This is a genomic window from Flavobacterium luteolum (assembly GCF_027111275.1).
Classification (GTDB): domain Bacteria; phylum Bacteroidota; class Bacteroidia; order Flavobacteriales; family Flavobacteriaceae; genus Flavobacterium; species Flavobacterium luteolum.
Window position 1 is genome coordinate 4,944,812 of sequence record NZ_CP114286.1, and the last position, 21,443, is coordinate 4,966,254.

General features: G+C 31.8%; 19 protein-coding genes and 3 tRNA genes. 13 read left to right on the forward strand and 9 right to left on the reverse strand.

Annotated elements, in window-relative coordinates; all coding sequences use genetic code 11:
* Positions 1-28: 28 nt before the first annotated feature.
* Together OZP10_RS21065 and OZP10_RS21070 are read left to right on the forward strand one after the other, a co-directional pair.
* A complete protein-coding gene (locus OZP10_RS21065; protein ID WP_281632630.1) occupies positions 29-565 on the forward strand; it encodes an endonuclease V in 537 nt (178 codons plus the stop codon).
* Between the two features lie 164 nt (positions 566-729).
* Positions 730-1,785: a serine hydrolase domain-containing protein gene (locus tag OZP10_RS21070; protein ID WP_281632631.1), complete on the forward strand. Its 1,056-nt coding sequence runs from the start codon at positions 730-732 to the stop codon at positions 1,783-1,785.
* A 42-nt stretch (positions 1,786-1,827) separates the two neighbouring features.
* On the opposite strand, the gene OZP10_RS21075 is transcribed toward OZP10_RS21070, so the two are convergent.
* The gene (locus OZP10_RS21075; protein WP_281632632.1) at positions 1,828-2,409 is read right to left on the reverse strand and encodes an HD domain-containing protein; all 582 of its coding nucleotides are present in this window, start codon (positions 2,407-2,409) and stop codon (positions 1,828-1,830) included.
* 129 nt (positions 2,410-2,538) lie between these two features.
* Between OZP10_RS21075 and OZP10_RS21080 the strand changes: the two genes are divergently transcribed.
* The 4 genes from OZP10_RS21080 (at position 2,539) to OZP10_RS21095 (ending at position 5,379) form a co-directional block, all read left to right on the forward strand.
* Positions 2,539-3,345, forward strand: a complete 807-nt coding sequence (locus OZP10_RS21080; protein ID WP_281632633.1) for a hypothetical protein — start codon at positions 2,539-2,541, stop codon at positions 3,343-3,345.
* A 28-nt stretch (positions 3,346-3,373) separates the two neighbouring features.
* Positions 3,374-3,928, forward strand: a complete 555-nt coding sequence (locus OZP10_RS21085) for a hypothetical protein (RefSeq protein WP_281632634.1) — start codon at positions 3,374-3,376, stop codon at positions 3,926-3,928.
* Between the two features lie 12 nt (positions 3,929-3,940).
* Complete coding sequence (locus OZP10_RS21090; RefSeq protein ID WP_281632635.1) at positions 3,941-4,504, forward strand: Crp/Fnr family transcriptional regulator; 564 nt, start codon at positions 3,941-3,943, stop codon at positions 4,502-4,504.
* A gap of 74 nt (positions 4,505-4,578) precedes the next feature.
* On the forward strand, positions 4,579-5,379 hold the full coding sequence (locus tag OZP10_RS21095; RefSeq protein WP_281632636.1) for an MBL fold metallo-hydrolase: 801 nt from the start codon (positions 4,579-4,581) through the stop codon (positions 5,377-5,379).
* A 103-nt stretch (positions 5,380-5,482) separates the two neighbouring features.
* Here OZP10_RS21095 and OZP10_RS21100 read toward each other — a convergent pair whose 3' ends face one another.
* Positions 5,483-5,890 (reverse strand): XRE family transcriptional regulator, encoded by a 408-nt coding sequence (locus OZP10_RS21100; protein ID WP_281632637.1) that lies wholly within the window; start codon positions 5,888-5,890, stop codon positions 5,483-5,485.
* A 93-nt stretch (positions 5,891-5,983) separates the two neighbouring features.
* Positions 5,984-6,565: an RNA polymerase sigma factor gene (locus tag OZP10_RS21105; protein ID WP_281632638.1), complete on the reverse strand. Its 582-nt coding sequence runs from the start codon at positions 6,563-6,565 to the stop codon at positions 5,984-5,986.
* Positions 6,566-6,816: 251 nt separating this feature from the next.
* Between OZP10_RS21105 and OZP10_RS21110 the strand changes: the two genes are divergently transcribed.
* Positions 6,817-7,479: a hypothetical protein gene (locus tag OZP10_RS21110; RefSeq protein ID WP_281632639.1), complete on the forward strand. Its 663-nt coding sequence runs from the start codon at positions 6,817-6,819 to the stop codon at positions 7,477-7,479.
* 51 nt (positions 7,480-7,530) lie between these two features.
* Here OZP10_RS21110 and OZP10_RS21115 read toward each other — a convergent pair.
* From OZP10_RS21115 to OZP10_RS21125, 3 genes are all read right to left on the reverse strand, one after another.
* Positions 7,531-7,611: transfer RNA gene (locus OZP10_RS21115), tRNA-Tyr, on the reverse strand.
* A gap of 79 nt (positions 7,612-7,690) precedes the next feature.
* A tRNA-Val gene (locus OZP10_RS21120) sits at positions 7,691-7,765 on the reverse strand.
* An 89-nt stretch (positions 7,766-7,854) separates the two neighbouring features.
* Positions 7,855-7,929, reverse strand: a tRNA-Val gene (locus OZP10_RS21125).
* A gap of 267 nt (positions 7,930-8,196) precedes the next feature.
* Here OZP10_RS21125 and OZP10_RS21130 point away from each other — a divergent pair.
* Positions 8,197-9,981 carry an ABC transporter ATP-binding protein gene (locus OZP10_RS21130; protein WP_281632640.1) on the forward strand — a complete coding sequence of 595 codons (1,785 nt, stop codon included), beginning with the start codon at positions 8,197-8,199 and terminating at the stop codon, positions 9,979-9,981.
* Positions 9,982-10,166: 185 nt separating this feature from the next.
* On the opposite strand, the gene OZP10_RS21135 is transcribed toward OZP10_RS21130, so the two are convergent.
* A complete protein-coding gene (locus OZP10_RS21135; RefSeq protein WP_281632641.1) occupies positions 10,167-11,336 on the reverse strand; it encodes a proline dehydrogenase family protein in 1,170 nt (389 codons plus the stop codon).
* A gap of 247 nt (positions 11,337-11,583) precedes the next feature.
* Here OZP10_RS21135 and aroB point away from each other — a divergent pair, with 247 nt between their 5' ends.
* The 5 genes from aroB (at position 11,584) to recQ (ending at position 18,097) form a co-directional block, all read left to right on the forward strand.
* Complete coding sequence (aroB, locus tag OZP10_RS21140) at positions 11,584-12,651, forward strand: 3-dehydroquinate synthase (RefSeq protein WP_281632642.1); 1,068 nt, start codon at positions 11,584-11,586, stop codon at positions 12,649-12,651.
* Positions 12,652-12,954: 303 nt separating this feature from the next.
* The gene (locus tag OZP10_RS21145; protein WP_111424946.1) at positions 12,955-14,358 is read left to right on the forward strand and encodes a type III PLP-dependent enzyme domain-containing protein; all 1,404 of its coding nucleotides are present in this window, start codon (positions 12,955-12,957) and stop codon (positions 14,356-14,358) included.
* A gap of 98 nt (positions 14,359-14,456) precedes the next feature.
* The gene (locus tag OZP10_RS21150) at positions 14,457-15,425 is read left to right on the forward strand and encodes a deoxyhypusine synthase family protein (protein ID WP_095931202.1); all 969 of its coding nucleotides are present in this window, start codon (positions 14,457-14,459) and stop codon (positions 15,423-15,425) included.
* Between the two features lie 8 nt (positions 15,426-15,433).
* Positions 15,434-15,847, forward strand: coding sequence for a DNA primase (locus tag OZP10_RS21155; RefSeq protein ID WP_281632643.1), 414 nt, complete (start codon positions 15,434-15,436; stop codon positions 15,845-15,847).
* Between the two features lie 141 nt (positions 15,848-15,988).
* Positions 15,989-18,097: a DNA helicase RecQ gene (recQ, locus tag OZP10_RS21160; protein ID WP_281632644.1), complete on the forward strand. Its 2,109-nt coding sequence runs from the start codon at positions 15,989-15,991 to the stop codon at positions 18,095-18,097.
* Positions 18,098-18,271: 174 nt separating this feature from the next.
* On the opposite strand, the gene OZP10_RS21165 is transcribed toward recQ, so the two are convergent.
* The gene (locus OZP10_RS21165; RefSeq protein ID WP_281632645.1) at positions 18,272-18,787 is read right to left on the reverse strand and encodes a DinB family protein; all 516 of its coding nucleotides are present in this window, start codon (positions 18,785-18,787) and stop codon (positions 18,272-18,274) included.
* A 10-nt stretch (positions 18,788-18,797) separates the two neighbouring features.
* A complete protein-coding gene (locus OZP10_RS21170) occupies positions 18,798-21,383 on the reverse strand; it encodes a phosphoenolpyruvate carboxylase (protein ID WP_281632646.1) in 2,586 nt (861 codons plus the stop codon).
* Positions 21,384-21,443 lie beyond the last annotated feature (60 nt).

Here is a 21,443-nt window from a genome sequence, read left to right on the forward strand (position 1 = left end):
TAGGCTTTAATACTTTATTAAACAATATATGATCCTAGCTTTTGATACTTATTACTTTGACCAAAAAGCAAAAACAATCTGTCTTGACTTTGCGAATTGGAATGAAGATAGAGATTTTAAAATTCATTCTGAAACAATAGACAATGTATCAGAATATATTCCTGGCGAATTTTATAAAAGAGAATTACCATGTATTTTGAGTTTGTTAAACCAAATAGATTTGTCTAAGATTGAAGTTATTGTTGTTGATGGTTTTGTATACTTAAATGACGAACAGAAATATGGTTTAGGAGGTCATCTGTACGAAAAGCTAAATAAACAAATTCCGATTATTGGTGTTGCTAAAACGAATTTTGCTTCTATAGAAAAAAATAAAAAAGCTTTGTTTAGAGGAGATAGCAAGAAGCCGTTGTACATTACTTCTATCGGAATTGATTTGGATGAAGCTTATAAAAAAGTCGAAAGCATGCATGGAGAATTTAGAATGCCAACTTTATTAAAAGAATTAGATAGATTGACGAAGGAAAATTTAGAAACAGAAAAAGAGGAAAAGACACATATATAATTCACTTATTATCAATATATTAAAATTAGTCATACTCGTTCTAAAAAAAGTCGAACCATTTTTTTTAAAGAAAATGCGTTCGACTTTTTTTATTCGGTCGCCCGAGTCTGGTTTCTTTTTCAATTTTGTATCGAAATAAAATTCTAACATCAAAAAACGATACAATGAAAACTTCAGTAAAATTTTTAGCAGTTCTTTTAGTAAGTAACTTTTCTTTTGGACAAGATATCAACAGAAAAATTGATTCTATAATAAAAGACAATTATCAAAAGAATCCCAACGTTGGTATCAGTGTTGGTTTTATCAAAGACAACAAAGAATATTACACTTCGTATGGTAATCTAGATTCTAAGAGTGATGCCAAAATTGATAAAAACTCGATATTCGAAATTGCTTCGATCACTAAAATTTTGACTTCTAATTTAATTGCACAAGCAGTGAATGAGAATAAAATTAAAACCGATGATTTTATAGACGCTTACCTTCCTACAGCATATGTACTGCACCCAAATCTTCAAAAGAAAATAAGAATTTCAGATTTGGCCTCTCACCAATCTGGTTTGCCTGATATTGATTTTGGGAAACTGATTGAACTTAATCCGCAACAGCCTGTAAGCAGCGTAACACAAGAAACATTATCTTCATTAGTTAATAACTGCACAGAATTAGCAGATTATGGCAAATATCGCTATTCAACAATAGGATATACTTTGCTTGGTCAAATATTAGAAAAGATCTATAATAAAAGTTATGATGAAATTATCAGAGAAAAGATGATTCAGCCATTAAAAATGAAAAGAACATTTACAAAAGATTTTAATGTAAAAAACATCACTACAAGCCATAATCCAGATGGCGGAATTCAGGAATTCTTCAAATGGAATATTACAGCTCCAGCTGGATTAATAAAATCAAACGCTTCAGATATGATTCTTTATTTAAAAGCTGTTCTAAACGAAAAAAGCGCTGTTGGTAAAGCTGCATTGATTACAGAAAAAATCTACTATAAAGACCAAAAAAGAGAAATGGGATTAGGTTTAGGTATTATGACAGATGATAAAAATACCATTTATTCAAAATCTGGAGATTCTATGGGACAGTCTTCTATTATATGTTATAATAGAGACAAAAATTGGGGAATCATTATATTATTAGATCAGCGAAATTCAAAAATGAGACAAAATTTACTAAATACAATCTATGATACTGTTTTAAAATAAACTAAAATAAAAACTCCTCAATTTATTTGAGGAGTTTTGTTATTAAAGTTGCTCAGCGGTGCTCAGAAAACGATTATACTCTAGAATCTTATTCTTTAACCTTTCTGCTAAATAAGCGTTTCCATCTTTAAGCTCATTGTGAATAATTTCGGCTTCTTCAATATATTTTAACTTTTTCTCATCATTCCAATAATACGGAGGTTGATATAAATTACATATTCTATCCGCCATTTTTACAGCCCAAACTTCTATTGGCTGCTTTTTAATTCTGTTTAAGCTATCGCGCATTTTTTCAAACGAATCCTGAATTTCCTCATTTTTAGTTAATGCCAAAACTCCCGATGCGACCTGAGTTCCAAATAAATCAATAACTTTTTCATAAGTAAATGCAGTGTCTTCAATAGTATCATGAAGCATTGCACATTTTACAGCTAAATCGGCATTCATATCTTCTGTAAACCGCACAGCATTTAAAACTTCAAAAACCACACTTCCAATATGATTGATGTATTCTACCCTTTCACCTTCATTACTGCCTCCATATTTTTGTCCGTCATGAAGTTTTGAAACCAATTGCCAAATATTTTGTATTTCGTCTATAGACCAGTCTTTTTGCTGTTGCATAATTTTAATTTTGATTGGATGTAATTTATTGCTTTTTTTCGAATATTGAAAACATTCAATCAACCTTCTGCTTTTCTTTTATGATATGATTGTATATTAGCTTCAACTAAAACTAAATCTTTAATCGGAATGAATAATACTCAAGAGCTAATAGAAATATTACCTTTTCCCGAATTTGAGAATACTTTTAATAGTATAAATTCAAATGAAAAATTTGTTTTTTTGCCTCTTGCTACACTTCAATTTAAGAAGCATTCAGAATTTGAGAATAAGAGCTTTCATTTTGTTTCGATTTGGGATACAGGAGATTATGAGGAAAGTTTTTTTAATGAGTTTAGAAAAAGTATAAGTTGTATCAAATTCAAAATAGAAAACAATAAGTATTCTTATCCAGAAGGCTTGAATTTTCCTTTTGTTGATTTATTATCTCAAGCATATGATTTAACTCACCAAAATTTCCAGCAGAATTTAGATTACTATTTAGAACCTAAAAGCTATCATGAATTTTCCTCTGAAAAAAGTATTTTCAGCCAAGGACGAGAATTTGTCTTTAATTCCTTAAACGGCATCGATAAATTTGAATCAAGTTATTATTATGAAAGGATAACACAATATTTATATACCAAAGAAAAATATAAACTTTTTGACAAAATAAATCCACAGTTTACTTATTCTGAAACTTTTATCGGTATAACAACGACCAAAGAAGAAGTTATGACAGGATTTAATGAAGAGGGAAAATCTAAAGATGAAATCATTAATAATCTGCTAGGAACGCCAGAATGGTTGCAGTCGCCTGAAGAAATTCCGGAAAAACTAAATTTAATTTTTATAGGAAGTGTTTATGAAGGAGATTTTACAAATGGATCAGCAGAAATATATCTTTTTTGGGATAAAGAAAATGATGAAGCCTATCAATTTTTTCAGTGGACATAGAGACGATTAAACATTAAGTTAAATTACGATGCAGGAAATTTTAGAAATAAAAGAACTAAATACCGAGGACATAAAATTTCTTAAAAAAGAATTAAAAAAAACGTATGTGCTTTCATTTTTTCTATCTCTCTTAGGCATTGCATTGCCAATTTACTTAATTTATCTAACTGTTACTAATAGTGATCTTGAAGACAAAGGATTTCCATTATTAATGATAGTAGTAATTTTTGGCTTTTGGACTTATGCTGCTATCAAAGCAATGATAACTACTAGAGAAGAAAAACAGAATTTATTACTGCAAAAAAAGATAGAAGGAAATCTGAAAGTTTTAGAAAAAGAAATTGTAACTAATGAAGGTTATGAATCGGATACAGAATCATATGAAATAACAATTTATTCTGAGATTGAACAAAAACACAGAAATATTTCAATTAATAGAAAAGACTATGATAAAATCGAAGTTGGAGATTTTGTTGGAATAACCTATTTTACTGATAATACTTCTATAAAAGCACTAATTTTTAAAGAGCAAGATTTAAAGTATAAGTCTTTTACACACAAGAGAAAGTCTGATCAAAAGTAAACAGAAGCTTTTATGACATCATTAATAGAATATTTTGAAAAGTTAGGCTTTCCAGAACATACATTAGCTGAATTTTTAAGCTGTATAAAAACAAGACAATTTTTGGCAAATGAGCTAATTTTAGTCCAAGGACAGTCAGAAAATTATTTATCATTTGTAGATTCAGGAGTTGTTAGATATTATGTGGTCGCAAACGACAAGGAAATTACTTTTGATTTTGCGTTTAAAGATTCCTTTTACTGCGCCTACGACTCATTTTATAATAGAGCTAAAACCGAAATTTACGTTCAGGCATTAACTGATTGCCTATTATATTCTATATCATACGAAAGTTTACAGCGTCTTTACGAAAAATGCGAAACAGCAAAGAAACTTGGACGCATCGCAACTGAATATTTGCTTGATAAAAAAGTAAAAAGAGAATTGGATCTTCTGACCAAAACACCGCAAGAAAGGTATGAAAGGTTGCTATTTGAACAGCCAAAATACATTCAGCAGATTCCGCTAAAGTATCTTGCTTCTTATATTGGCGTGGTACCAGAAACTTTAAGCCGAATAAGAAAACGCATTTCTTGACCAAAGTCAATTTGCAGACCATTTATTAGACTCAGATTTGTACGAACATTTTAACAATTTAAAATCAAGTACAAATGAAAGTTACAATTACACATATCGACACGGCTTGCGTGCTGATAAACATAAATGGATTTAAAATTTTGACTGACCCTACTCTTGATAAAAAAGATGGATTTTTTCCTCAATATGTCAGCAGTCCGATGGCATTTTCAAAAAAATACTGCAGTCCTTCCCTATCTATTGAAGAAATTGGAAAAATAGATTTGGTTTTGTTAAGCCATGATCATCATAGTGATAATTTGGACAAAAAAGGGCGTGTATTTATTCAAACAGTTTCAACTGTTCTCTCCACAAAAGACGCTGTAAAACGGTTAAAAAACACCAATACAATAGGACTTGACAACTGGCAGGAATATGAAGTTGAAACTGAAAAGGTAAAAAAACTAAAAATTACTGCTATACCGGCTCAGCATACTAATATCAAAAGATTGAACAAAGTTATGGGAAAAGTGATTGGTTTTACATTAGAATGGGAAGGTCAGCAAAACGGCTGTTTGTATATTTCGGGAGATACAGTTCTTTTTGAAGGTTTGCATGAACTGGAGCAAAAGAAAAAAGTAGAGATTGCTATTTTGCATTTAGGAGCTGGAGCATTTCCGTACTTAAAAAAGAATCTAAGAGTTACGATGAATGGCGAAGAGGCAATTGCCGCGGCTAAACTTTTAAAACCTAGTATTGTAATTCCGATACATTACGAAGGCTGGTGGCACTTTAAGCAATCTGTAAAATCTTTAAAGAGCGAAATTGAAAAGTCTGAGGTAAAGGGGAAATTTTTGTGGCTAAAAAGTGGTGTTGAGACAATTCTAGCAAAATAGAGTCTTAATAAACTTAGCTATGGAATTAAAATATCAGAAAACATAAATTAAAACAAAAAGAGACCGTGAAAGTCTCTTTTTGTTTTAAAAATATCTGAAAAGCTTATTTATCTTTAATTAGTTTTTCCAAAGCTTTAATATGTTCGTCTTTAGCTTTTAAAAGTTCTGTATTTAATCGTTTAATTTCTTCTAAAGCTTCAATCCATTTGTCTATCGGGTTCACATTAAAAGTTGGATAATAATTATAGCCGTTAGATTGATCATTAAATGTATTAGAAATAATATTTATGGCTTGTTCTTCATCCAAGTTTCGAAACGCTTCGACAGGAATTCTCAAAGAATTAGAGATCTGTTTCAGCAGACTGTCTTCAATTACGTCTTTCTGCTCTAGCATAGAAATTTTCTTCTGGTTCCAGTCTTCTCCCAAATCATAAGCCAATGCCTCTTGTTTTATGCCTAACATTTCTCTGAAACGCTTAACGTTTCTTCCCTGATGAATTTTCTGTTCCATAATGAATATTAATTTTCTGAAATTTCAAAGATAAAAAACATCTCGTAAAATATCTTTTTTATTAGATATTATATCCAAATCTAGAATGTTTTTTTATGCTAATACAATCTTTTTTTTCTCAATAATTTTCCGCAAATTATTCAATGCATAACGCATTCTTCCCAATGCTGTATTTATACTAATTTCTTTCTCCTCAGCTATTTCTTTGAAACTCATATTGCAATATATTCTCATTATCAATATTTCTTTTTGATCGTAAGCAAGCTCTTCTATAAGTTTTTTAAAATCAATTTGAAGCTCGTCTACAATTATTCTATTTTCAATATTTGGAGAATTATCAAATAGAATAGAAAAAAAAGAAAATTCATCAGTATCTCTTTGCATTGGCATTCGTTTTATTTTACGAAAATGATCAATAATCAAATTGTGAGAAATTCTCATTACCCAAGAAACGAATTTTTCTTCTTCCTTATATGAGTTGTTTTTAAGTGTCTTAATTACTTTAACAAACGTATCTTGAAAAATATCATTTGCAAGATCTGTATCCTTAATCTTCGAATATATAAAACCATATATTCGTGATTTATGTCTATTTATTAATTTTGAGAGTGCTTCTTCGTTGCCTTCTACATATTTTTTTATCAATAAAGAATCAGGCATAGTCAATTCAGTCATTATTTTAAACTTTTAATTTTTGGAGTTGCAAAATTACAGATGAATTGAATGTATCTTTTTGCTTATTAGGGCTTTAAAGTATAAAAATAGGATCATTTTTTTGTATAGTTCCAGTCTTCTTCAAACACATAAGTGTAACATTTCTAACTATTCTTGTTGTAGAGGTTTTTGTTTATATTAAAAAGTCTAAAATATTACTTAAAATATTTTTTAAATTGCCTGAAATAGAAATCATTTATTATTCGCAGAAAATGAATAAAACAACAATAATACTAATTTTAGCAACAGTAATTTTTTCTTGCAAGCAAGAAAGTAAATCGGAGCTGAATTCTATTAATGTACAAACTTTAGATTCAGTAAAAACCACAGAAAAGAGAAAAAAGTCAATAAGTAATGATGATAAAAGCATTTATACTAAATATGAATACACTGATTCTGCCGGTAAAAATCTAATACTGCAAAACAGCCTGCCAAAAGGTGGAATTAGTTATACTGATCCTAGAGGGCATAAATATATTTATGCTATATTTTGGACTCGAATAATTAATGAAACAGATAATTCTATTGAATTGAAAATCAACTTTCCCATGGATTCTTATGAGATTCCTGCTTTGCCTGGGAAATATTATAAAACATTGATTCCTTCTGACACGATGACAATTCAGAAAATACCTTTATTTAATTATGGTTTGACAAATTTGGAACCTTTTTTTGATAAGAATATTGATAAGCCGTCTTCATTAAAAAGAATTATAAGACCAAAAGAATTGACTGGTTTTTATGTTGTAACACTTCGTTTGGTTGGAGGTGAGAAATATGGTGTCTTACGAACAGAATTTAGTTTAAAAGGACAAAATCTTTTTTATAAAATAAGAGATAAAGAAATTCAGTGTGGAAGTATAGAAATAAAATAAACTTATTAAAAGCAAAAAGCCTGCATATCTTTCGATTTACAGGCTTTTTTGTGGGGAGAGCAGGATTCGAACCTGCGAAGTTCACACAGCAGATTTACAGTCTGCCCTCGTTGGCCGCTTGAGTATCTCCCCAAATCTGAGTGCAAATAATGATTCATTGCATTCAGGAAAGTCAAAAAAAAAAATCCTTAATTTCTTAAGGAGTTTTTTGTGGGCGATGAGGGGTTCGAACCCCCGACCCCCTCGGTGTAAACGAGGTGCTCTGAACCAGCTGAGCTAATCGCCCTATTTTACTAGGTTGCTATCATTTGTGATTGCGAGTGCAAATATACATTTAGAATTTATATTTGCAAGCCTTTTTTATTAAAAAATTTGTGGGCGATGAGGGGTTCGAACCCCCGACCCCCTCGGTGTAAACGAGGTGCTCTGAACCAGCTGAGCTAATCGCCCTATTTTACTAGGCTGCTATCGTTTGTGATTGCGAGTGCAAATGTACAGCTAGATTTTATATTTACAAGCCTTTTTAGAAAAAAAATGAAATATTTTTTTACGTTTTTATTTAGAAGGCTATTTTTCAAACCTTTAAAAAATGAAGTTTTTTTACTATTTTCTTATAATTTCGTTAAAAAGCCAAATTGAGAGCTGTAATTCTTAATATTCCTTTGTAGTGATTCGACTTAGTTATACATTTGCATACCTAAAAAATAGTATACTCTAATGGCACGATTTAAAGAAAATGATTTGCCTAAATCAAAAATAACGGCTACCTCACTTAACAAAGCAAAAACAATTTTCACATACGCAGGACATCACAAATGGAAATTCTTCATTGGTTTGATTTTTCTGCTTTTAACAGGTGCTACCGCCCTAGCCTTTCCAAAATTAATGGGAATGCTGGTAGATTGCGTAAAAAATAAGAACAACGACGAAGCAAATACAATTGCTTTGGGGTTAGTAGTAATTCTGTTTCTACAGTCTTTTTTCTCATTTTTCAGATTATCATTATTTGTAAATTTTACCGAAAATACACTAGCAAACTTACGCTTGGCTTTATACACGAATCTGGTAAAATTGCCCATGACTTTCTTCTCTCAAAAAAGAGTTGGTGAATTAAACAGTAGAATTAGTGCCGATATTACACAGATTCAAGATACTCTAACAACAACAATTGCGGAGTTTTTACGTCAGTTCATCTTAATCATTGGTGGAGTTATTCTTTTAGCAACTGAAAGCTTCAAATTGACGCTATTAATGCTTTCAGTAGTGCCTTTAGTAGCAATTGCAGCGGTTGTATTTGGTCGATTTATTAGAAAATATTCTAAAAAAGTACAAGATCAGGTTGCCGAAAGCCAGGTAATAGTAGAAGAAACAATGCAAGGAATTAGTATCGTGAAAGCTTTTGCTAACGAATGGTATGAAATTGCAAGATATAAAGGAAAAATTAGCGAAGTGGTAAAATTGGCTATTAAAGGCGGTAAATACCGAGGTTATTTTGCCTCGTTTATCATTTTCTGTTTATTTGGAGCAATTGTAGCAGTAGTATGGTATGGCGTTCGTTTAAGTATTGCTGGTGAAATGAGCGTTGGCCAGTTAATTTCGTTCGTGTTGTATTCTACTTTTGTTGGAGCTTCATTTGGGGGAATTGCCGAATTATATGCTCAAATCCAAAAAGCAATTGGTGCAACAGAACGTGTTTTTGAATTGCTAGACGAAAATCCAGAGAAAATCAATTCAGATTCAAGTCAAAATCAAGAAAAAATAAAAGGAAATGTTACTTTTAAAAATGTAGCATTTAGTTATCCTACACGTCAAGAAATACAAGTTTTGAAAGATGTAAACTTCTCAGCAGAATTTGGTCAGAAAATAGCAATTGTTGGCCCTAGCGGCGCCGGTAAATCTACTATTTCTTCTCTTCTGCTTCGTTTCTACGATATTACTTCTGGAGAAATTACTGTGGACGGAAAAAATATTTATGACTACGATTTAGAAAACCTTCGCGGAAATATGAGTATTGTTCCTCAAGATGTAATTTTATTTGGAGGAACCATTAGAGAAAACATCGCATACGGAAAACCAGACGCAACAGATGAAGAAATTATGCAAGCTGCAAAACAAGCCAACGCATTTAATTTTGTTGATGGTTTCCCTGAGAAATTTGAAACTTTGGTAGGAGAACGCGGCGTTAAGCTTTCTGGAGGTCAGCGTCAACGTATTGCGATTGCAAGAGCCTTGCTTAAAAACCCAAGTATTTTGATTTTAGATGAAGCTACATCGTCTTTAGATAGTGAAAGCGAAAAACTAGTTCAAGAGGCTCTAGAAGTATTAATGGAAGGCAGAACGAGTATTATCATTGCTCACCGTCTTTCGACAATTAGAAACGCAGATAAAATCCTAGTTTTGGATAACGGAAAAATTTCTGAAGAAGGAACACATCAAGAATTAATAAGCTTAGAAAACGGAATCTATAAGAATTTAAGCAACTTGCAGTTTAGTAACTCTTAAAAGGAAATTTCAGTTTTATAAAATCCATATTCCAATAAAAAAAACTCCATTTGAAAATCAAATGAAGTTTTTTTTTAAAAACCTCAAATAGCAAATCCGAGAGGTTTTAAATAAAAAAGCTTCAATGGAAATTGAAGCTTTTTTATATAAACTGTAGACTATAAACTGAGACTGAAAATTAAAAATTATTTCCCTTTTCTTCGTTTACGTTCTGCTTTAATCATAGATAATTCGCGGCTTGTTTGTCCAGCTACAGAAGTATTTTCTTCTGCACGACGAATCAAGTATGGCATAACATCTTTTACAGGTCCGAATGGTAAATATTTTGCAACATTATAACCGTTTTCAGCTAAGTTATAGCTAATATTATCACTCATTCCGTATAATTGACCGAACCAGATTCTAGAATCATTTTTAGCGATTCCTTTCTGAGCCATCATTTCCATTAACTTGTATGAACTTGATTCGTTATGAGTTCCGGCAAAAATGGCCATTTTATCAATATGCTCTAACATATATTGTACAGCATTATCATAATTTACATCGGTAGCTTCTTTAGAAACACAGATTGGAGAAACATAACCTTTTTCTTCGGCTCTTTTGTTTTCTTTTTCCATGTAAGCGCCACGAACCAATTTCATTCCAATATAAAAACCTTCTGTTTTTGCAACATCGTGAAGTTTTTTAAGATAATCTAAACGATCCCAACGGTACATTTGCAAAGTATTAAATACAATTGCTTTTTCCTTATTGTACTTACGCATCATATCAGTCACCAAATCATCGGCAGCATCCTGCATCCAGCTTTCTTCACCATCAATTAATAATGCAACATCTTTTCTGTGAGCTTCGCTGCATATTTTATCAAAACGAGCTACTACTCTATCCCATTCTGCTTGCTCAGCAGGGTTTAAAGTTTGTTTCTCGCCTAATTTTTCATACAGTTCAAAACGTCCTAAACCTGTCGGCTTGAAAACAGCAAACGGAATTGCCAAACGTTCTTTAGCAAAATCTACTGTTCTTAAAGTCATTTCTAAAGCAGCATCAAATTGCTCTTCTTCTTCTTTTCCTTCAACTGAATAGTCTAAAACAGAAGAAACTCCTTTTGTAAACATTTTGTCTACCACAGTAAGGCAGTCATTTTCGTTTACACCGCCACAAAAATGGTCAAAAACAGTTGCTCTAATTAATCCCTCTACTGGTAAATGAGCTTTAATTGCAAAATTAGTTACAGCAGTCCCAATTCTTACTAAAGGCTCGCTGTCAATCATTTTGAAAAGAAAATAAGCTCTATCAAGTTCCGTGTCACTCTTTAGTGAAAATGCAACTTGCGTGTTATCGAATATCTTTTCCATTAAAATTTATTTTTTATGCAAATATAGAGAGTGTTTTGAATATTTTTCACTAAACAGCATCATATTTTTCAATATTCTTAACAAGAACATCTCAAATGTTAATTTGTGAAGTAAATATTTATTTCTTGAATAATTTTAGCTTAATTTTAAAGATGCAAACCTGCATTTTAAACAAATTAGCCCGAAAGTTTGAATATTATTACGTTTAAAATGCCTTATTTTGCGCTTTCAAAACAACAAAAGAATTATGCAATCTATTCAAGCCAATAATTATCTCGTACATTTTAATGAGAATGCTTACGAAGCTTTAAATAAACATTTAAAAGAAAGTAAATATTCTAATATATTTATAATTGTTGATGATCAAACTAATGAGTATTGTTTATCTAAATTTATTCCAGTTTTGGAAACAGATTTGGCAATCGAAATCATCGAGTTTGAAGCTGGAGAAGCAAATAAAAACATAGAAACTTGTATTGAGATCTGGAATATTTTGACAGAACTTGGAGCTGACAGAAAATCGCTTATTATTAATTTAGGAGGCGGTGTTGTTACAGACTTAGGCGGTTTTGTTGCTTCTACTTTTAAAAGAGGTGTAGATTTCATTAATATCCCTACTACTCTATTATCTATGGTTGATGCTTCTGTTGGAGGAAAAACAGGAGTTGATTTAGGGAATCTTAAAAATCAAATCGGCGTTATCAACGTGCCGCAAATGGTTTTGATTGATACACAATATTTGGAAACTTTGCCACAAAGCGAAATGCGTTCTGGTTTAGCAGAAATGCTTAAACATGGTTTAATTTATGATGCGCCTTATTGGAGACAGTTTTCAGATTTAAAATCGATTGTTTTTGATGAATTGGATCAATTGATTTATCGTTCTGTAGAAATTAAGAATGAAATCGTTATTCAAGACCCAACAGAGAAAAATATTCGTAAAGCTCTAAACTTCGGACATACGTTAGGTCACGCTATTGAAGGCTATTTCTTAGAAAGTGAAGAAAAAACAACTTTATTGCATGGAGAAGCGATTGCAGTCGGAATGATATTAGAAAGTTATATTTCGCTTCAAAAAGGATTGATTTCTGAACAAGAATACAGAGAAATAAAAGCGGTAATTAAAGATATATACGATGATGTAATTTTTGAAGAAAATGACATTGATCCGATCTTAGAATTGCTAATTCACGACAAAAAAAATGAATACGGTTTAATTCAATTTGCATTGATTGAAGGAATCGGAAAAATAAAAATTAACCAATCCGTTGAAAATAAATTGATTCTAGAAGCGTTTCAGGATTATAAATCTTAAACTTTTTTTAATCAAAAGCGTTGCATTTGGTATATATTATTTTTTACATTTGCCCCATGAAAACAAACAAGCAGCAAAGGCACTTTAGCTCTTACAGAAACAGACTCAACAGTTCTTTATTAAGAATGTTGAACCGTTTTTATAATAGTAAAAGCCCTTTTTGTTTTGATGTTTTCCAATGTACAAAAGCTGAGCATGAAAAACTGCCTATTATATTTGCCAATATTAGAGTTTGAATTTAAGATTAAGCCCCAAAAAGCATAAAATTAAAGTAAAATACAATCTCTAAACATTGATAAATAAATGAATACAAAATATTCTGATCTAATAAACCAAACATACTACTTTCCACAAGAGGAATTTAAACTAAACAAAGACAACCTATTATTTCACAACATCGATTTGATGAAATTGGTTGAACAGTATGGTACGCCATTAAAGTTTACTTATTTACCTCAGATTTCTGAAAACATCAACAAAGCAAAAGCATGGTTCAGAAAATCAATGGAAAAAAATAAATACGAAGCAAAATATTACTATTGTTATTGCACAAAAAGCTCTCATTTTGAATATATTATGAATGAAGCTTTCAAGAATAACATTCACATCGAAACATCATCTGCTTTTGATGTAAATATTGTGGAGAATTTATTAGAAAACGGTAAAATCAATAAAAGCACGTATGTAATTTGTAACGGTTTTAAAAGAGACGAATACATTACTAATATTGGTAGATTAATCAACAACGGACATAAAAACACTATTCCGATTATTGACAACTACGAAGAATTAGATTTGCTTCAGGCAGAAATTAAAGGAAAATTCAAAATTGGAATCCGTATTGCAGCCGAAGAAGAACCTAAATTTGAGTTTTATACTTCTAGATTAGGTATTGGTTACAAAAACATTGTTTCTTTCTATAAAAAACAAATCCAGGAGAATGATAAATTAGAGCTGAAAATGCTTCACTTTTTCATCAATACTGGTATAAACGATACTTCATATTACTGGAATGAGCTTGTAAAATGTATAAAAGTATACATTGCTCTTAAGAAAGAGTGCCCTACTCTAGACGGTTTAAACATCGGAGGTGGTTTTCCAATTAAAAACTCACTTGCCTTTGAGTATGATTATCAATACATGATTGATGAAATTATCAATCAGATTAAAATTGCTTGTGATGAAGCCGAAGTTGATGTTCCAAATATTTTTACGGAATTTGGATCGTTTACTGTAGGTGAAAGCGGTGGTGCAATCTATCAGATTTTGTATCAAAAACAACAAAATGATAGAGAAAAATGGAATATGATCGATTCATCTTTCATTACCACTTTACCAGATACGTGGGCTATAAACAAACGTTTTATTATGCTGGCAGTAAACCGCTGGAATGATACTTACGAACGGGTTCTGTTAGGAGGTCTTACTTGTGATAGTGACGATTATTACAATTCTGAACAAAACATGAACGCCATTTATTTGCCTAAATACAACAAAGAGAAACCTTTATATATCGGATTCTTTAATACTGGCGCTTATCAAGAAACAATTGGAGGATACGGAGGTCTGCACCACTGTCTGATTCCGCAACCTAAACACATTTTAATTGATCGTGATGAAAATGGAATTCTGGCAACCGAGGTTTTCTCAGAACAACAGACTTCAGACGATGTATTGAAGATTTTAGGATACAAAAAAAAGGTGTAAAAAAAACGGCAGATTAAGTAATAATTTTTCTTAAAAAATTCTTAATTTGCATTAACATCCTAAAAGGTTAAACTTTTTAATTCAAAAAAAACAAAAAAATGAAAGGACCAATCAGTCAGTTTATTGAAAAACACTATTTGCATTTTAATTCTGCTTCATTAGTAGATGCAGCAAAAGCATACGAGCAGCAATTAGCTGATGGTGCTAAGATGCTGGTAAGTATGGCTGGCGCAATGAGTACAGCAGAAATTGGAAAAATTTTTGCCGAAGTAATCAGACAAGACAAAGTGCATATTATTTCATGTACTGGAGCAAACTTAGAAGAAGACATCATGAATTTAGTAGCTCATTCTCACTACGAGAGAGTTCCTAATTACCGTGATTTGACACCAGAAGACGAATGGGCCTTGTTAGAAAGAGGATTAAACCGTGTTACAGATACGTGTATTCCTGAGCATGAAGCTTTCCGTCGTTTACAAAAACACATTTACAAAATTTGGAAAGATGCAGACGACAAAGGAGAGCGTTACTTCCCACACGAATTTATGTATAAAATGTTGTTATCTGGCGTTTTAGAAGAATATTATGAAATTGATCTAAAAGATAGCTGGATGTATGCAGCTGCAGAGAAAAATTTACCAATTATCGTTCCAGGATGGGAAGATAGTACAATGGGTAATATCTTTGCTTCATACGTAATTAAAGGAGAATTAAAAGCGTCTACCATGAAATCTGGAATTGAGTACATGACTTTCCTTGCAGATTGGTATTCTAAAAACAGTTCAAACGGAATTGGATTCTTCCAAATCGGTGGTGGTATCGCTGGTGACTTCCCTATCTGCGTAGTACCAATGTTGTATCAAGATATGGAAATGCACGATGTTCCATTTTGGAGCTATTTCTGCCAAATCTCAGATTCAACAACTAGTTATGGTTCTTATTCTGGGGCAGTTCCAAATGAAAAAATCACTTGGGGTAAATTAGACATCAAAACCCCAAAATTTATTATTGAATCGGATGCTACGATTGTTGCTCCGTTAATTTTTGCATATTTATTAGATTTATAAAATAATTTATGAAAAGAGTTATAGTAGACTACGCCAAACTTACCAACGAAATTTTAAACCTTTTGGTAGAAAAATTTCCTGATGGTTATGATGATTCGGATGTAATCCGTTTTAGAAATGCTAAAAACGAATTGGTTGAAGCTGTTGAAGTTCGTACTGAAGACACAATTTATTTGGTAAAAATTAGTACTAAACTTGCTGACAGAATTGAAAACTACGATGAAGATGATGATTTAGATGTGGATGTAGATGCAATTGCACCAGTAAAAGGATTGGATCTTGATGATGATATTAGCAATGACGATGACGAAGATGATGATAATCAAGACAAACCTGATTCTGATGGTGGCGACGACGACGATGATGATGACGATGATAAAGCAGACACTGATTATGATGAAGATGAAGAAGATGAAGATTAATACATTTTCTTTTCTATAAATAAAAGGAACTCTATTTGGAGTTCCTTTTTTTATAATAATGCAATACAAATTCAACAAATTATATTTTTATTTTTATAGGATTATTTTTACATTTAAATCTTAAACAAAAAATATACGCCTATGACTTCAGAAATTTTACATACTACATTAAAAGAAAATTTTGGTTTCGAGAAATTTAGACCAAATCAAGAAACTATAATTAATACGATACTATCTGGACAAGATACTTTGGCAATTATGCCTACTGGTGGTGGAAAATCAATATGTTTCCAGCTCCCAGCTTTAATCTTGCCTGGAATTACAGTTGTAATATCACCTCTGATTGCATTAATGAAGGATCAAGTAGATAGTCTAAAAACCAACGGAATATCAGCTTGTTACATTAATAGTTCCCAATCATCACAAGAACAGCAATATTATATTGATAACTTAAAATCAAATCATTTTAAATTAATTTACATAGCTCCCGAAAGTCTTTCTTATTTAGATATGGCTTTCAACGAGTTAAATATTAGTTTAATAGCAATTGACGAAGCGCATTGTATTTCATCTTGGGGACATGACTTTAGACCTGCCTATACTAATTTGGGTTATCTAAAAAGCCGCTTGCCTTCTACTCCAATATTGGCGCTAACTGCTACAGCTGATAAAGCAACGCGTACCGATATAACCAAGCAATTAAATCTGAAAAATCCGAAAACATTTATCGCTTCTTTTGATCGGGCAAATCTAAGTCTGGAAGTCCGTCCTGCTTTGGATCGAGTTAAACAAATAATTGATTTTATTGAAAACAAACCCAACGAATCGGGAATAATTTATTGCTTAAGCCGTAAAACTACCGAAGAGTTAGCAGAAAAATTGAAAAAAAACGGTGTAGAAGCTAAAGCGTATCATGCTGGTCTTGATAATGAAACGCGTGCTAAAACGCAAGATCAATTTATAAATGACGATTGTCAAGTAGTTTGCGCTACCATCGCTTTTGGAATGGGAATTGACAAATCGAATGTCAGATGGGTTATCCATTACAATTTGCCAAAGAATATCGAAGGTTATTATCAGGAAATAGGACGCGCCGGACGTGATGGTCTTCCAGCCGAAACAGTTTTGTTTGAAAGTTATGCCGATGTGATTCAGTTACAAAAATTTGCTTCCGAAGGATTGAACTCCGATATTCAGCTTGCAAAATTAGATAGAATGAAGCAGTATGCTGACGCTGTAAGCTGTCGTAGAAAAATTCTGCTTTCTTATTTTGGTGAATTGGTCACTGAGAATTGTGGAAACTGCGATATTTGCAAAAATCCGCCAACTTTTTTCGATGGAACGATTCTCGCGCAAAAAGCTTTGTCTGCTATTGTACGTTTAAAAGAATCTGAACCTTTGGCTGTAATTGTTGATTTTATAAGAGGTTCGAGAAATGCGTATATTTACGAAAAAAATTATCAAGAGCTAAAAACGTACGGAATTGGACACGACGTTTCTTGGTACGACTGGAATCAATATCTTATTCAGCTTATCAATTTAGGATATTGCGAAATTGCCTTTCATCAGCATAATAAAATTCTGCTTACTCCTTTTGCAAAGAAAGTTTTGTTTGAAGGAGAACAAGTTAAACTGACAACTGTTGTGAAAAAGGTAATTGACAAAACTGAGGTTAAAGAATCCAAACCAAAAGCGTCTAAAAATTCTCTTTTTGAAACTCTTAGAAAACTACGCTACGAAATTGCTCAAGAAGAAGAAGTTCCTGCTTATGTTATTTTTAGTGATGCTTCTCTTCGTCAAATGGAAATCTTAAGACCTATGAGCGATGAAGAGTTTCTTTCTGTAGAAGGTGTCGGGAAAGCGAAACTGGAAAAATATGGAGCAGATTTCATTAAAGCAATTATTGAATTTGAAAGAAATAAATCTGTTGTAAAAAAAGAGAAAAAAGACAATACTTATAAAAAGACTCTGGAATTATTTCAAAATGGAGTTTCAGTAGAAGAAATTGCAGAACAGCGCGATTTGAGCTCAACTACAATTATTTCGCATTTAGCAAAATTATATGTTGATGGTCATGATTTAGATTTAAGCCAGTTTGTCTCTGAAGACGAAATCTTAAAAATTGAAAAAGCTCAGATAGAACTAGAAAATCCAAATGCATTAAGACCTTACTTTGATTATTTTGAAGAAAAAATGTCTTATGATAAAATTCGATTTGGATTGGCGTTTTTGGAGAAAAAACTTAAATAAGTTTGTCATCTTGACGAAGGAAAGATCACACTAGAAATTTGACAAAGAGTAGTTAAGCACCAAACCCGACAGGTTTTTAAAACCTGTCGGGTTTACTGAATATAAAATCAATAAGAAATCCCAAACTCCAACGAAATTGGAATTTGGGATTTTAAATTTTCAAATATTTAATTTTTACAAATATCTTTCTTCAAAAACTTTTTGATGATGTTTCTGATGCCCAATCATGACAAAACCTAAAGCACGAACAGAAATCGGATTATTAGATGCTGTTCCAATTCTTTTTAGTTGTTCTTCAGATAAACTTTTGTAAAACAATAAAGTCGAATGTCTTACAGCTGAAAACTCAGTAAGCAAATCTTGAATACTTCTGCTGTTTGAGTTTGTGTTATCTGCATAATCATTTTCTTCAAAACTTGGCAAAGGCGTTTTATCGTTTCTTGAAAAACGCAAAGCGCGATATGCAAAAATTCTTTCAGTATCAATAACATGCTGAATGATATCTTTGATCGTCCACTTCCCTTCCGCGTAGCGATAATCAAATTTATCCATTGGAATATTTTGCACAAATCGGATAAACTCATGAAGTGAAATTTCTAATTCTTCAATCAAAATTCCATCTCCAGCTGCTTTTACATAGGTTCCAAAATGGCCTGAATATTCATTATCTAATAATTCTGCTGCTTTCATTTTTTATATTTTAAGCTGAATTTCTACTTGCGTTCGTATTTCCAAATAATGATCTTGTTACGATTTTCTCGTAAACTTTAACTAATTCTTCATTAGGAACTTCAGCTTTGTTTAATTCGTTAATTCTCAATAAAGCATATTGCTGAATAGTCAATAACGGCAAAACAATACGCTCTCTAATCTGAATTGAGGCAATACCATCAGGATAATTTTCCATCAAGGTTTTGTGTCCAGCAATTTTCAATAAAAGACGTTTCGTTTCTGAGAATTCATCGTAGATAATCTGCCAGAATTCACCAAACTCAGGATCATTTTTCATATAAGCGGTCAATGGCAAGAAAGATTTTGCTAACGACATCATACTATTTTCAAGCAATGTTTTGAAAAATAATGAATTATGATACAAATCACTTACTTTATCCCATTGTCCAGATTCCTCAAAATGTTTTAAAGCTGAACCAACTCCAAAGAATCCTGGTACATTTTGTTTCAACTGACTCCATGAACCTACAAACGGAATTGCTCTTAAATCGGCAAAATCCAATGATTCAGATTTGCTTCTTTTTGAAGGACGGCTTCCAATGTTCGTTTTTGAATAATATTTCAGCGTACTCATTTTTTCTAAGTACGGAATAAATTTCGGATGATTTTTGAAGCTTAAATATTTATCATAACCCAAATTAGCTAAATCTGTCAAGATTTGAGTTTCATCTGCAGTCAGTTCATTTTTCTCTTTGCTAAAAACTTGATTGGTAACACCTGCACTTAATAAATTCTCGATATTATAACGACAAGAATCTAAAGTTCCAAAATTAGAGCTAATCGTTTGCCCTTGAACTGTAATCTGAATTTCGTTGTTTTCAATTTTTGGCCCAAGAGATGCATAGAATTTATGTGTTTTTCCACCGCCACGAGCAGGAGGTCCACCACGTCCATCAAAGAAAATAGCTTTAATTCCGTATTCTCGAGAGATTTTTGTTAATGAAATTTTAGCTTGATAAATACTCCAGTTCGCCATTAAATAACCGCCATCTTTAGTTCCATCAGAGAATCCAAGCATAATTGTTTGTTTGTTTCCTCTAGATTTCAAATGTTTAGCATATTCTGGATTGGTATACAACTGCTCCATTATAGAATGCGCATTTTGCAAATCGTCTACAGATTCAAAAAGCGGAATAATATCTACAGTTGGTTTTTCCCAATTATTCAAACGAATCATCGCAAAAGTTTCCATTACATTCAAGGCACTTTCGTTATTACTAATGATATAACGATTTGCTCCTTCTTCGCCATTATTTTGCTGAATGGTTTTAATTGCTTGTACGGACTCTAAAGTGTATCTTGTAATTTCACTTTCAAAATCAGCAGGATTTAGATTCCCCTTAACTTTCGATAAAACATCAATTTTTTGATCTTCTGTCAATTCGAAATAATTTTTCGGAAAAACATCAGAACCCGAATTCAAATAATAGTTTACAACATCTTTGAAAACCGCGTTGTGAATTTTACTATTCTGACGAATATCTAAAGTAGCAAAATGGAATCCGAATAAATTAATTTTTACTAGAAGCGCGTCCAATTCATCCAAATATAAAGATTGATGTTTCTCAATAATTATACTTCGAATTTTGTTCAGTTGTGTTAATAATTCCTCTAATGTGATAAAAATATCTCCTTTAGAATAAAATACAGAACGATAAAGTTTATGTTCAAGTTCTGCAACCAAATCATCTACACCAGAGAAAGTTAGCTTACGTTTTAAATTTCTCATTTCTACATAATAGCACTTTAAAATTGAAGTACGCAAACGATCTGCAACTTTAAGCGTTATATCTGTAGTAACAAAAGGATTTCCATCACGATCACCACCTGGCCAAAATCCTAATTTGATTAATTGGTTCTCAATTGAATTTCCGTGTAAAATATTTTTCTGCAGATAATGCACAATTTCTCCAGCAGTAGCATAAAATACGTTCTCTAGATACCAAATTAAACTTACAGCTTCGTCGTAAGGATTTGGCTTTTCTTTCTGAATGAAAGGTGTTTTTCCTAACTGAGCAAGTAATTGTTTAATCTCCAAAAGATCATTTTTACGAATCGCTTCTGTCAAGTCATTGATAATTCCTAAAACTGGTCCAGGATAAAATTGAGTTGGGTGTGCTGTTAAAACTGTACGAACATTAAAGCTTTCAAGAAATTCGATCAATTCATCATCTTTCTCTTTTGCATCAGATTTCTCTTTAATGTCACGAAGAGATCCGCGTCCTTCCATATTGTTAACCTCTGGAAAAGCAGCGTCTTCAATAGCGTCAAACAATACAATTTGACGTTCTATATATTGAATAAATCGAAACATTAAATCGATTTTTTCATCTTCAGAAACGTTGTTTAAGAATTTATTTGAGAAGAAATCTACAATTTCTTTTGGTGTTTCCTGTTTTTTAAAGCCCGTTTCGCAAGTCTCTGTAAACAAAGGAAGTAAAACTCCCGTATTGTCTATAGAATCAAAAGGTAATGTTATAAAAACACTATTATAAATGTGGTATTTTGAGAGAACGTCTTGATTAAAACGCTCAATTTTCGGCAACGTATACATAATCGTGTTATAGTTGGTTGGTTAATTAGTCATAAAAAAACCCCAAGAATAAACTTGAGG

Coding starts and splice junctions, on each gene's coding strand:
- OZP10_RS21130 (WP_281632640.1), top strand. CDS start 8,197: ATGGCACGATTTAAAGAAAATGATTTGCCTAAATCAAAAATAACGGCT.
- OZP10_RS21155 (WP_281632643.1), top strand. CDS start 15,434: ATGAAAAGAGTTATAGTAGACTACGCCAAACTTACCAACGAAATTTTA.
- OZP10_RS21065 (WP_281632630.1), top strand. CDS start 29: ATGATCCTAGCTTTTGATACTTATTACTTTGACCAAAAAGCAAAAACA.
- OZP10_RS21085 (WP_281632634.1), top strand. CDS start 3,374: ATGCAGGAAATTTTAGAAATAAAAGAACTAAATACCGAGGACATAAAA.
- OZP10_RS21070 (WP_281632631.1), top strand. CDS start 730: ATGAAAACTTCAGTAAAATTTTTAGCAGTTCTTTTAGTAAGTAACTTT.
- OZP10_RS21170 (WP_281632646.1), bottom strand. CDS start 21,383: ATGTATACGTTGCCGAAAATTGAGCGTTTTAATCAAGACGTTCTCTCA.
- aroB (WP_281632642.1), top strand. CDS start 11,584: ATGCAATCTATTCAAGCCAATAATTATCTCGTACATTTTAATGAGAAT.
- OZP10_RS21090 (WP_281632635.1), top strand. CDS start 3,941: ATGACATCATTAATAGAATATTTTGAAAAGTTAGGCTTTCCAGAACAT.
- OZP10_RS21145 (WP_111424946.1), top strand. CDS start 12,955: ATGAATACAAAATATTCTGATCTAATAAACCAAACATACTACTTTCCA.
- OZP10_RS21110 (WP_281632639.1), top strand. CDS start 6,817: ATGAATAAAACAACAATAATACTAATTTTAGCAACAGTAATTTTTTCT.
- OZP10_RS21165 (WP_281632645.1), bottom strand. CDS start 18,787: ATGAAAGCAGCAGAATTATTAGATAATGAATATTCAGGCCATTTTGGA.
- OZP10_RS21105 (WP_281632638.1), bottom strand. CDS start 6,565: ATGACTGAATTGACTATGCCTGATTCTTTATTGATAAAAAAATATGTA.
- OZP10_RS21150 (WP_095931202.1), top strand. CDS start 14,457: ATGAAAGGACCAATCAGTCAGTTTATTGAAAAACACTATTTGCATTTT.
- OZP10_RS21100 (WP_281632637.1), bottom strand. CDS start 5,890: ATGGAACAGAAAATTCATCAGGGAAGAAACGTTAAGCGTTTCAGAGAA.
- recQ (WP_281632644.1), top strand. CDS start 15,989: ATGACTTCAGAAATTTTACATACTACATTAAAAGAAAATTTTGGTTTC.
- OZP10_RS21080 (WP_281632633.1), top strand. CDS start 2,539: ATGAATAATACTCAAGAGCTAATAGAAATATTACCTTTTCCCGAATTT.
- OZP10_RS21075 (WP_281632632.1), bottom strand. CDS start 2,409: ATGCAACAGCAAAAAGACTGGTCTATAGACGAAATACAAAATATTTGG.
- OZP10_RS21135 (WP_281632641.1), bottom strand. CDS start 11,336: ATGGAAAAGATATTCGATAACACGCAAGTTGCATTTTCACTAAAGAGT.
- OZP10_RS21095 (WP_281632636.1), top strand. CDS start 4,579: ATGAAAGTTACAATTACACATATCGACACGGCTTGCGTGCTGATAAAC.